General features: G+C 40.8%; 11 protein-coding genes. 5 read left to right on the forward strand and 6 right to left on the reverse strand.

Translation table 11 applies throughout. The annotated features are described in order from the left end of the window. The first annotated feature begins 17 nt into the window (after positions 1–17). A complete protein-coding gene (locus AN391_RS03455; RefSeq protein WP_055014093.1) occupies positions 18–482 on the forward strand; it encodes a methylglyoxal synthase in 465 nt (154 codons plus the stop codon). Between the two features lie 11 nt (positions 483–493). On the opposite strand, the gene yegD is transcribed toward AN391_RS03455, so the two are convergent. From yegD to AN391_RS03485, 6 genes are all read right to left on the reverse strand, one after another. After that, positions 494–1,858, reverse strand: coding sequence for a molecular chaperone (gene yegD, locus AN391_RS03460; protein WP_055014094.1), 1,365 nt, complete (start codon positions 1,856–1,858; stop codon positions 494–496). Positions 1,859–1,919: 61 nt separating this feature from the next. Continuing rightward, positions 1,920–2,762: a DNA ligase gene (locus AN391_RS03465; protein ID WP_055014095.1), complete on the reverse strand. Its 843-nt coding sequence runs from the start codon at positions 2,760–2,762 to the stop codon at positions 1,920–1,922. A gap of 33 nt (positions 2,763–2,795) precedes the next feature. Continuing rightward, positions 2,796–3,452 carry an HAD family phosphatase gene (locus AN391_RS03470; RefSeq protein WP_055014096.1) on the reverse strand — a complete coding sequence of 219 codons (657 nt, stop codon included), beginning with the start codon at positions 3,450–3,452 and terminating at the stop codon, positions 2,796–2,798. Positions 3,453–3,505: 53 nt separating this feature from the next. Beyond that, positions 3,506–3,805, reverse strand: coding sequence for a hypothetical protein (locus AN391_RS03475; protein WP_004587389.1), 300 nt, complete (start codon positions 3,803–3,805; stop codon positions 3,506–3,508). Positions 3,806–3,909: 104 nt separating this feature from the next. Further along, the gene (locus AN391_RS03480) at positions 3,910–6,186 is read right to left on the reverse strand and encodes a TonB-dependent receptor (RefSeq protein ID WP_055014097.1); all 2,277 of its coding nucleotides are present in this window, start codon (positions 6,184–6,186) and stop codon (positions 3,910–3,912) included. Positions 6,187–6,591: 405 nt separating this feature from the next. Then, the gene (locus AN391_RS03485) at positions 6,592–7,455 is read right to left on the reverse strand and encodes a mechanosensitive ion channel family protein (protein ID WP_055014098.1); all 864 of its coding nucleotides are present in this window, start codon (positions 7,453–7,455) and stop codon (positions 6,592–6,594) included. Between the two features lie 198 nt (positions 7,456–7,653). On the opposite strand from AN391_RS03485, the gene AN391_RS03490 reads away from it, so the two are divergent. From AN391_RS03490 to AN391_RS03505, 4 genes are all read left to right on the forward strand, one after another. Further along, positions 7,654–7,860, forward strand: coding sequence for a hypothetical protein (locus tag AN391_RS03490; RefSeq protein ID WP_004587392.1), 207 nt, complete (start codon positions 7,654–7,656; stop codon positions 7,858–7,860). A gap of 211 nt (positions 7,861–8,071) precedes the next feature. Further along, on the forward strand, positions 8,072–10,207 hold the full coding sequence (locus AN391_RS03495; RefSeq protein ID WP_055014099.1) for a M3 family metallopeptidase: 2,136 nt from the start codon (positions 8,072–8,074) through the stop codon (positions 10,205–10,207). A 103-nt stretch (positions 10,208–10,310) separates the two neighbouring features. Then, on the forward strand, positions 10,311–11,174 hold the full coding sequence (locus AN391_RS03500; RefSeq protein WP_055014100.1) for a carboxylate/amino acid/amine transporter: 864 nt from the start codon (positions 10,311–10,313) through the stop codon (positions 11,172–11,174). Positions 11,175–11,229: 55 nt separating this feature from the next. After that, positions 11,230–12,561 carry a glycerophosphodiester phosphodiesterase family protein gene (locus tag AN391_RS03505; protein WP_055014101.1) on the forward strand — a complete coding sequence of 444 codons (1,332 nt, stop codon included), beginning with the start codon at positions 11,230–11,232 and terminating at the stop codon, positions 12,559–12,561. Positions 12,562–12,636: the final 75 nt, after the last annotated feature.

Genomic DNA, 12,636 nt, shown 5'->3' on the forward strand with positions numbered 1-12,636 from the left:
AAATAATAAGACGCAGCATGGAACAAAAAAAACAGTCGTTACCAGCCAATAAAAATATTGCCTTAGTTGCTCATGATGGAAAAAAAGCCGCGCTAAAACTATGGTGTGAAAAACACAAAAATACGCTTAGCAAACACACGCTTTATGGCACAGGCACTACAGGGCATCTGATTGAAAAAACAACAGGGCTTGAAGTTGTTCAATTATTAAGTGGCCCGATGGGAGGCGATCAGCAGTTAGGCGCAAAAATTGCCGAACATGAAATTCATGTATTGGTGTTTTTCTGGGACCCATTGGCCTCGCAGCCACATGATCCGGACGTGAAGGCACTTCTTCGTTTAGCCGCTGTTTGGAATATTCCCGTGGCCTGTAATGAAGTCAGTGCCGATATGCTTTTGAGCTCACCACTTATGGATACAGAGCTGGAACGTACTTTGCCGGATTACGAAAAGTATCTCGCAACCCGGCAAATCAATCTTTAAAGTTTTTTAGGTTACTTATAAAGCATGCTGGCCCATTTTGTTAGGCCAGCTGTAACACTACCAAAGTGATCTCCGTTCACCATTTTTATATCACCTAAATGCTCACTTAACGCCGCTTTAATAAGCGGTGACTGCGCACTTCCGCCCGTTAAATAAATAACATCTGGGGTGGTGGCTGCATCGGTAATTGCTTGTTTGGCAAGCGTAACTATTTGACTAATACTGCTTTCTACTGCAACCGCTAAATCACTAACCGATAGGTTTTTATTAAGATCACTATCTAAAAAATGTAGGTTGCAATCAAATGTACTTGCAGTTGAAAGTGCTATTTTAGCCGCCTCACCTTGTTGAACTAGTTGATGACCTTGCTTATTTTGCTGTAATTGTATTAAGCGTTTGTAAAGCGCAGGCGCACTTACATCGCGTAATTGTGCGGTGAGTTCTCTGTAGTGGCTTTCACTGTAAAACTGGCTTTGTAAATTTACATCGTTAATTTTACACGCTTGCCAAAAGGGTTGGTTTGGTAAAGGTAAGCCCGATTTAAAGGTACTGCCCAAACCAAGCAAAGGCATTAAGCCATGAAAACTAAGGGCTATATCTAAGTCATTTCCGCCAACACGTTTACCGCTGTGCGCTAAAAAGTCATTATCGCGTTCACTTTTACCTTTAAAGCTTGGCCCCATTTGTACAAACGAGCAGTCGCTGGTACCACCGCCAATATCTATAACTAATACTTTTTGATCTTCAGTCAAACCACTTTCGTAATCAACTCCGGCTGCAAGCGGCTCATATAAAAAATCAACATCTTTAAAGCCTGCGCGTTTTGCAGCTCGCTCTAAAATACCAAGCGCTTGCTGGTTTGACTGCTCACCGCCAACGGCCTGAAAGTTAACAGGACGCCCAATAACTGTTTGGGTAAGTGCTTTATCAAGCGAAAGCTCGGCGCGTTGCTTTATTTTTAAAATCATTGCGGTTGCAATGTCTTCAAAAAAATTAATTTGCCCTTGCTTTAATCCTGTGGCACCAAAAAATGATTTAGGAGATTTAACAAAATAGCCTTCTTCAGGAAACTGCACATATTCACGAATAGCTTCACGGCCAATAAAAAGCGTTTCATCTGTAGGTTGTAAATCCAGGTCTGACTTAATACGCGGGAGTGTATTTAATAAAGCTTGGCGCTGCGTTAAAAAGTCATGCTCGTGTGCTGTGCCTTTTACATGCTTTGCCACAAAGTCGACAACTAATGCGCTATGGTGCGTATAAAGAGTAGAAGGTAAATAATGTTTTCCTTGCTCAAGTGGCACTAACTGTACTTCCTTTTGCTCCATAACTCCCATGGCACAATTAGAACTACCGTAATCAAAACCTACAAACATACTTCACCATACATTAGAAAAAGGCCGCGCAATTTAGCATACTTTGCCAAAGTTATAAACGCTAATGACCCTCCCTTACCCTTAAAAAGCTCGCAAAACGTGGTAAACCATGTTTTGTTAAACCGTGGTACCGATATGTTACCGTGCTACCTATAGCCGGCGGTGTTTGGCGCTGTTTGTTACTAAAGCCCGTGCCTATTTTAAATATTTGCCCGTGGGGCGTTTTTACTTTTAATGCACCTAACATACCGGTGTATTTTCCTTTACCGGGTAAATGTGCAATAACAACTGCTTCAGCATCTAGGTAGGGCTTTAATTTTAATAATGTATTACTGCGTCCGCTTTTATATTTAGCATTGGCTAAATGCAGCATCACCCCTTCAGCCCCTTGCTTAGTTAAATCTTCAAAGTACTCTGTTAGTTGGGCTGTGCTGGTAAAGCGGTGTTGCTTAACTGCAGTTATATGCTGCTTATTGATTTGTTTTACCAAGGCTTGGTAGTTTTTATAACGCGTACTAAAAGGAAGGGTTGCATCTGGCATATCAAATATTTGAAAGCGTATAGCCTGCCAATCTGAATTACGGGGATGCTTAGTTCTTACAACCCCACTGACCAAAGAAAATTGAGCCCGTGCTATCCACAACTCTCCATCTAACCAAACATCGGGTAAAGGCGCCGTAAACCAACTCGGGGCATTAATCGCATTTCCTCTGCGGGTAATAAACTTATCACCCGTCCATATTGCTCTTACACCATCGAATTTTTCACTAACGAGGTATTCACTAATATCACCATGCTTAGATTCATCATATACTTTTGCCAATAACACTTGAGGCTGCGCCGCAAACGTAAGCGATGAACCTATTAAAATAACAATTAAAAGTAAGTACTTTAGCTGAGCCATTACTGCATCCCTGCAAATAAAATAAGGCTTTAACTATAGTTGAGATTCTACCCACTGCCAAAACTCACCTAGGTCAGCCATTTTATAGGTCGCCTTAGTAAAGTCATGGTCAACTGTGTGATGATTTGCAATGGCAACAACACTAACCTGTGCATTACTTGCAGCGCAAACGCCCGTATAGGTGTCTTCTACTGCAATTGCATGCTCTGGGGCTACATGTATGTGTTCAAGCGCTAAAAGGTAAGGATCGCCTGCAGGCTTTGGATTTGCTACATCATCTTTTGTCACTACCGTATCAAATAACTCATAAAAACCTAGCCCTTTTAAAATAGGTATGGCTTCGCTGCGAGCACTACCGGTAACTAATCCCATTTTTAGCCCACAGTTTTTAACAGCGTGTAAAGTTTGCTCAGTAAAAGGCATAACAGGCGGTAAATTAGTTTTTACGTATTCACCAAATAATCGATATTTTTCATCTGCTAAAAACTGTGCGCTGACGTTTAAATTATGCTCATTTTTAATATCAATTGCAGCTTCTAACGTTGGGCGCCCTGAAAAGCGCTGACAAAACTCCACTTCGTTATAACTTACATTGTAGGGTGCAAGCAGCTGGCTCCAACACGCAAAGTGCATGCTTTCAGAGTCAACTAGCGTGCCATCCATATCAAACAATACTGCGTTTAAGCTCATCCTCATTCCTTAAATTTTAACGTTAAAAAAGGCGCCTAGGCGCCTTTATAATATTATGCTGTTAAGCCAGCAGGTGGCTCAGCAAATGCTTCCTCACCGGTTTCAACATCAACCAGTTCGTAGCCTCGGGCTTTGCGTACAACCTTAAGCACTGGTTTTTCTAGCGCCGTTTTTAAACGATCAGCATCAGCTGCTAGCTCATCTAATGTTGTACCAAAAGGCGCTGCGCCTGTTTCTGACCAATTAGTTACTTTGCCATTTAAGTTATATTCTACTTCGTGTATTTGGTATTGCGCTGCTTCGTCTTTCGTTGCTTCACAAAAAATTACACGGTAGTTCCAAAATCCAGCCATTTGTTTATCTCATTCAATTTAATTAACGCTACTTTACCAGCTTTATAAAAACATAAAAGCCTGCACAAGGCAGGCTTTTAAAATTAGTCTAATTTAAGTTAGTTTTAGAAAAAGTTAACTTTAAATTCAGCACCAATGTAGCGCTCTTCATTAACAATACCCGTATTGTTATTGAAATCTACCGCACCAATTACTTGCTGTTCATCAAACAAGTTACGAACAAAAGCAGATACTTGATACTCGTAGTCACCTTCAGCCCACTCATAACCTGCACGCAAGCCTACTTCTGTTAATGCTTTGCCTTCAAATTCTACTGAATCGTATAGGAACATGTTAATTTCGCTACGGTAAGAAATATCACCTAATGCGAAGAAATTACCATCTTCAAGCTCTTTGTTATAACGAAGGGTAAAATTAGAGATCCACTCTGGCGCATGCGGTAAGCTGTTGCCATCAAGTACGGCTAAACCTGCATCGTTAATAGGGTCATTCACGATACATTGAGCACATACCGCTACAGCTAACTCATCGTCTTTAATTTCAGTTTTGTTGTAGCTTAAGTTAAATGTTGCATTAAACTCATCGCTTAATACCCATTCTGTATCTAGCTCAAAACCGTAGCCTGTTGTTTTATCAGCGTTAACTAGGCGGTTAAAGTTAGCACCACCACCTACAGCAGTAAGCTGTTGGTCGTCCATTGTGTAGTAAAATACCGTTGCATTTACACGGCCTTGACCGTCAAGAACGTCTGATTTAATACCAGTTTCGAATGAAGTGACGGTTTCTGATTCAGCCGTTGTTACGTCATCACCAAATAAAATACGGCCTTGTAAGCTAGGCGCGCGGAACGTGTTTGCTACACGGCTGTACCAGTTCACATCGTCATTAACTTTGTAATTTGCTGATAAATCCCAGCTTACGTGGCTGTCGCTAACTTCTCTTTCGATGAATAATGGACCAACACCAAATACACTAAGTGGACTAAGTGTACGGTCTGCCGAGAAATCTTTTTCGTCATCAGAGTAACGAAGCCCCGCAGTTACTTTTAACTTATCTGAGAAGATATAATCTACAGAACCGAAAATAGCCCATGCCGTTGTATCTTGTTGTTGCTGAACGTAGCCATTTAAAATACCGTTACTTGCCGTGTCATAACTAAAGTTTTCGATCGTTAACTCTTCGTCAAAGTAAAAAAGGCCAACCTGATAGTTAAAGTCACCGCTAAAGTTACTTGCAAGGCGCAGCTCTTGCGTTAACTGATCGTGATCTGGAATACCATCTGCACTTTCTGAAGAGAAAGGAATAACACCAGGCCCCATATCAACTGCAACATCATCTATTGTATAGCCGCCGTAACCACCATCAATGTCGGCACGTGAGTATATTTCTGCACTTTCCCAACCTGAAATAGAGGTTAGCGTGTATTCATCGCTAATATCCCACTCAAGTTTTAAGCTTGCGCCTTCAGATTCAACTTGCTGTGTGTTGCGTACAGCAGCATCTTGATAAACAACATCATGCTCGTAGTTGTCTACTAAATCATTTGAGCCAGCTTCAATAACATTTGCACGAAACGCAATTGGTGAGCCGTCTAAGTCACGCGTGTGGTAGTTTAGTAGAGCAGTGAAGTCATCGCCTTCGTATAAAAACTGAATACGCGCTGCTTTTTCTGTGTAGCCGCCCTGCTCGTCTTTCGCTTCAAAGCCAGGCGCTTGGTTGTCGATGTAATCATCTTTATCTTGCCATAGCAAAGAAACACGTGCAGATAAACGGTCAGTTAGTGCACCACCTACAGCGCCTTCTGTATCTACAGCGCCACGGCTACCGTAAGAAACAGCACCGTAACCTTCAAATTCTTGACTTGGTTTAACAGTGTCAAATTTAACTAGGCCAGCCGGCGTATTACGGCCAAACAAAGTACCTTGTGGACCACGTAGTACTTCTACACGCTCCACATCAAATACAGGAAAGCCTTTTAAAATAGCATTTTCTTGAACTACTTCATCAACAACTAATGAAACAGGTTGTGAAGCATTAAGATCGAAATCGGTATTACCCAGACCACGAACATAAAAACGAGGGAAAGAACGTCCAAACGATGATTCGATTGAAAGGCTTGGAATTTTCGCACTCATAAAGCGAATATCCATACCAGCAGAACTATAAGCATCAAGGTTATCACCTTGTAATGCAGATACAGCAACAGGCACTTCTTGTGCATTTTCTACACGTTTACGAGCAGTAACTTGAATAACTTCTAATTGGTTATTTTTTTTTGCTGTTTCTTCTTCAGCAGCAAGAGTAGAAACAGAGGTACCAGCTGCAGATAATAAAGCAGCATTAATAATGGTCGCTATTGCAGTTTTTTTGATTGCTTTCATGTCGGGTATTAACCTTTTGTATGCACTCTTGTTCAACGGTTTTTTGTGTTGCGCAATGTATTCATTGCGGGTTCGGCCAATTTTTCGCGACTAAAAAGTTGCGCGGACCTCATCACCGAGAGTACAAAAACGGAGTAATGAGGCTGAACGAACGATGCAGATTATACCATTGTATTACAAATTTACTGCATAAATATGTACAAAAAAGTAAACTTTTTTGCAACATTTAACCTCATTTTCTTGCTTTTTTACCCTTATTTAGATGCAAAAGGCTAATAATGCGGACATATGTCCTTATCATCAAAACCCACTTTAAAGTAGCAAAATATATAACCTGACAAATAAACCCAATACAGAAACACGCAATTAAAACCCACCAATGCCACTAAATTTTAAAAGCTACATTTATTGAGTACGCTTTAGCGCTATTTCTCCATCAATGTGAATATCGCGCTGTGGGAATGCAATCACCACATCGTGTTTTTCAAAAACGGCATAAATACTAAAGCGGATATCGCTACGTACTTTTCTGAGCATGGTTTCTGACTCTGCACAAACCCAAAAAACCGCATTGAATACAAGAGAGCTATCAGCAAAGTCATCAAATAAAACAGAAGCTGTTGGATTTGATAATATAGCATCATGCTCATCAAGCACTTGTTGAATTAACTTTTTAACAAGCACAACATCTGAACTATAGGCTACGCCCACGCTTACCGACGAACGTGCATTACCATCTATTAGCGTCCAGTTCGTCACGGTGTTTTCTAAAAGCTGGGAATTAGGTATCAGCATATGTACACCATCGTTTCGGCGGATACGGGTAGAGCGTGTATTAATAGTTTCAACAACGCCTTTTGCGTTACCCACTTCTAAAAAATCACCAATGCGGATTGGGCGCTCCCACATTAATATCCAACCGCTGATAAAGTTATTAATAATATTTTGCGCGCCAAAACCTACCCCTATGGCTATGGCTCCTGATACAAAAGCAAAGGCAGTAAGTGGAATATTTAAGACCTCTAACGAGGTGAAAATAAGTATCGCAATACTCAAAATAAAGTAAATGCGCGTAAACAGATGGACCGCATCTTGGCTTATTTTTTTAGCCAGCAGTGTTTTTTTAATAAGTTTGCCAATCCGCGTTACTACAAACCACATAGCAAATAAAATTAAAGGGACCTGTATAACCTTAGCTACGGTGATGTGCACGTCGTTGTAGGTAAAAATGACAAAGCTAAGATAATGTTGAATATGTTCGAGCGTCATATGTTTTCCAAAGTCTTATTCATTGTTTGTTGTTTGTTCAGTAAAAATTTAGTGTGGTTCAGTCTTCGCTAAGCTTAGCACGGCATAATAGGGTTAAGTCGCTAAGTTAATAGGTTTAACGTTTTTGTTTAAACAATTTATTAACTCTTTATTGCACCGAGTGCTATATAAATAGTGTACACGCACTGGAGATTACATATGTCACAACTTACTTTAAATCAAAGACTCGCCACTTTGCAGCCGCAGGTAGACTTAAATTTGTTTGAAAGCAGCCTAGATTATCGCAATAAAATTTTGTGTCTTCTTGCTGAACAAGAACAAACACTGGCGACAATTAATAAAGAATTTGGCCAGCAATCAAATAGCTTTGGTTCTGAAAAACGCTTTGTGCTTGGCTATAACTAACCTTTTAAAACACACACAATACAATATTTAAGTAGCCTTACGCTTATTTTTAAGGCTACTTTTACCTCCAAAACGCATTTTTAGTAGCTAATTTGCGTTTAAATCCCGCTTAATACCGATAAACTTTATTGTATAAACGCCAAAATTTGATAAGTTAACTGGGTTTTCGACTCGAAAAGCCTATTTCGGCTCATCTTTTTATGGAGTTATTATGCGTAAAACACTGATCGCCACTACTATTGCTAGTGCCCTAATCCTATCTGCTTGTTCATCTAACGAAACTCAGAACACAGCTAAAGAGAGCGCAGCACAAGTGCAAGATATGAACGCAAACAATGTATTATTCAAACCAAGCCCATTACAATACATGGCGCCAGAGTTTGATAAATTTGGTACAAAAGACTACGAAGCAGGCTTTGATGCAGGTATTGCTCAGCACACTGCACAAGTTCAAGCAATTGCAAACAACCCAGAACCAGCAACATTTGAAAATACACTTGTTGAGATGGAAAAGTCTGGCGAATTGTTAAACCGCGTATCTGCTGCTTTTTATAATCTATCGGGTTTAATTTCAGATGACGAATACCAACGTATAAGTAAAAAAATGGCGCCGGTATTATCTGCTCACTCTGATGACATTTACCTAAATGGTGCGTTATTTAAGCGTGTACAAACTATTTACGATAATAAAGATGCACTTAACGCTGAAGATCAACGCTTAGTTGATTACTACTACAAGCAGTTTGTAAAAGCTGGTGCTAAGTTAAGCGATGCTGAAAAAGCAAAAATGCGTGAAATAAACGCTCAGCTTGCAAAACTATCTACCGCGTTCTCTCAAAACATTTTAAAATCGTTTAAAGAAGACGTAATTGTAGTGACTGACAAATCTAAACTTGCCGGCCTATCTGAAGGTGAAATTGCAGGCCTTGCAGCCGCTGCTAAAAAAGCAGGTAAAGAGGGCTACATGATAACTTTGGTTAATACTACTCAGCAGCCAATTTTATCAAGCCTTGAAAACCGTGAGCTACGCGAGCAAATTTTTAAAGCCTCTACAAACCGTGCTGCTAAAACTAACGGTCCTATCATTATTGAAGAAACAAACCTGCGTGCACAAAAAGCAGAGCTATTAGGCTTTAAAGATTGGGCATCGTATGTAATGACATCGCGCATGGCACAAACAACCGATAACGTGTACGGCATTTTAGATGACCTAGCACCAAAAGCAGTTGAAAAAGCCAAAGCAGAAGCGGCCGCTATCCAAAAAGTAATTAACGATTCAGGCGAGAGCTTTGAGCTTAAGCCCTGGGACTGGGCGTTTTACGCAGAAAAAGTACGTGCTGAAAAGTACGACCTAGACCCAGCGCTAGTTAAGCCATACTTTGAAATGAACTCTGTGATCCATGATGGTTTATTCTTCGCAATGAACAAGCTGTACGGAATCACTTTTAAAGAGCGTAAAGACCTACCTGTTTACCATGAAGATGTAACTGCATACGAAGTATTTAACGCTGATGGCAGCGCTATTGGTTTATTTTACATGGACCCATACGCACGTGAAGGTAAGCGTGGCGGTGCATGGATGAGTGCATATGTAAGCCAAAGCGGCTTAAAAGGCACTAAACCGGTTATTTATAACGCACAAAACATTCCAAAACCAGCTGAGGGCGAGCCTACGCTAATGACCTTCGACGAAGTATCGACTATGTTCCATGAATTTGGTCATGCTGCGCACGGTTTATTCTCAAATGTTAAATACCCAAGCCTAGCAGGTACGGCTACAGCACGTGACTTTGTTGAGTTTCCATCACAAGCCCACGAAGACTGGATGATTGAACCTACAGTACTTGCTAACTACGCTAAGCATTACAAAACGGGTGAGCCAATTCCACAAGCATTACTTGATAAAGTACTAGCATCGCAAAAATTCAACCAAGGCTTTGGTACTACTGAATACTTAGCAGCTGCTTTACTTGATATGGAATGGCACTCATTTGGTTCTGATAAAAAAATCAGTGATGTTCAAAAGTTTGAAAGCGATGCGCTAAAAGCACACGGTATTGATTACTACCCAGTGCCACCGCGTTATAAATCAAACTACTTTAGCCATACGTTTGCCGGTGGTTACTCAGCAGGTTACTACGCCTACCTATGGACAGAAGTATTTGCAGCAGATGCCTTTGCACATATGGAAAATAACGGTGGCCTAACCCGCGAAAACGGTGACAAGTTCCGTGAAGAAATCCTATCTAAAGGTAACAGCCGCGACTTAATGCAAAGCTACATTGAGTTTAGAGGCCAAAAACCAACAACAGATGCACTTCTTAAGCGTCGTGGTTTAGTTGATTAATAACCTCGTTTATTAATTTTTGCTTTATAAAAGCCCGCTTGCGGGCTTTTATTGTTTATAACAGATAAACTAGTCACATTATAAATTATAAAAAACGACAATTATGGGCTATTTATTTGCTGTTACCTTACTGTGGGCTTTTTCATTTAGTTTAATTGGTGTGTACCTAGCAGGCCAAGTAGACGCATGGTTTAGCGTATTAATACGCGTTGCATTAGCCACATTGGTTTTTTTACCCTTCTTAAAACCTAAACTTACCTCAAAACCACTCGCACTAAAGCTTATGCTGATAGGCGCTGTGCAGCTGGGTGTTATGTACAGCTTTTACTATCATTCATTTTTATTTTTAAGCGTGCCCGAAGTGTTGCTTTTTACTGTTATGACGCCGCTTTATATAACGCTTTTAAACGATGCGCTTAACAAACATTTTAACCCGCGCTTTTTTGTAGTGGCGCTTATCGCTGTGTTGGGCGCGGTGGCTATCCGCTGGGAAAACCTCAATAATCACTATATGTTAGGTTTATTACTGGTTCAGGGTGCCAATATTAGTTTTGCAACAGGACAAGTAACTTATAAACGTTTAATGGCCTCTAATCAGCTAGATGACAAAACCGTATTTGGCTGGTTTTTTATTGGCGCCTTGGTGGTGGCAAGTGCTTGCTATGTATTATTTGGCGATACAAGCAAGTTACCGAGTACACCTACCCAGTGGGGTATTTTAATATATTTAGGTATTGTTGCCTCGGGCCTTGGTTACTTTTTATGGAATAAAGGCGCAACCAAAGTAAATGTAGGCGTGTTAGCCGTTATGAACAACGTACTTATTCCTGCCGGCATTATTGTTAACGTGCTTATATGGAATAAAGATGCAGATATTATGCGCTTAAGTATCGGTGGGGTAATTATGTTAGCAGCACTGGCAATCAATAAAGTAGGAACAAATAAACAGAACGTCACACCCTTGTAGTTAATTTGTCATTAAATACGATTAGGGTTAAGGAAAATAATATGAAGGATTAAACATGAAACACCTTACCCTAATAACAAGCTCTGTAATGCTGGCACTACTTAGCGGGTGCGATGACGATGTCGAAGTGGTAGAAAAAGAGGTGGTGGTTACCAATACCACTGTTGAAGTTGTTGAAGTACCTACGCCAGTGATTGTTGAAGTGGCAAAAGGCGATGCGCCAGATATTCAGTTAGGTACTCGTGCTGATTACCTAATTAACGATATGACTCAGAGCGATTTAAAAACAAAATTAGAATCGTGTAAAGATGGGCCATTTTATCGTACAGATTTTTCTATTGGGCATCGTGGTGCGCCTATGCAATACCCTGAGCATACGAAAGAGTCTTATATAGCTGCGGCGCGAATGGGAGCAGGTATTGTAGAGTGCGATGTCACTTTTACAAGCGACAAAGAGCTCGTGTGTCGCCACTCTCAGTGCGATTTGCACACCACCACCAATATATTAGCCATTGATGAACTTGCCGCTAAATGCAGTGTGCCTTTTACGCCAGCTAACGCGGCAAGAGGCACGCCTGCCACCGCTAAATGCTGCACAAGCGATATAACCTTAAGCGAATTTTTAACACTTGAAGGTAAAATGGATGGCGCCAATACCCAAGCCAGCACCGTCGATGAATACATCAAAGGTACGCCTAGCTGGCGTACAGACCTATACGCTACTAGTGGCACGTTATTAACGCATAAACAAAGTATTGAGTTATTTAAAAGCCTTGGGGTAAAAATGACCCCAGAGCTAAAGTCGCCGCAAGTTAGCATGCCTTTTGAGGGGATGACACAACAGCAATACGCACAAAAAATGCTTGATGAGTACACGCTATTAGACGTACCAAGCAGTGATGTGTACCCGCAATCGTTTAATCTTGATGATGTAAAGTATTGGATAAATAACAATCCTGACTTTGCAAATCAAAGCGTATATTTAGATGGCCGCGACAGCGAAGCGGGCTTTGACCCAAGTAACCCTGATACATGGCAACCAAGTATGGAAGCGCTGGTAGCCGATGGTGTTAAAATCTTAGCGCCTCCTATTTGGATGATGCTTACTATCGATAACGAAAGTAATATAGTCCCCTCACAATACGCTATTGATGCAAAAGCAGCGGGGCTTGAACTAATTGCATGGAGCCTAGAGCGTTCGGGGCCTCTTAACGAGGGCGGTGGCTATTACTATCAATCTATCGCTGATGTTATTGATAACGATGGCGACATGATGAAGGTCGTTGATGTACTCGCGCAGGATGTAGGCGTTATAGGAATATTTTCGGATTGGCCTGCGACCGTAAGCTACTACGCAAGTTGCAATAAAATGCCTGCAAGTATTTAAAAAACGTATTATAGCGGTCGTTTATTTTTTTGCGCTCAGTTACCATAACCTTATTAATTATTTAACTGAGCGCTT

Source organism: Pseudoalteromonas sp. P1-13-1a (assembly GCF_001401875.1).
GTDB lineage: Bacteria > Pseudomonadota > Gammaproteobacteria > Enterobacterales > Alteromonadaceae > Pseudoalteromonas.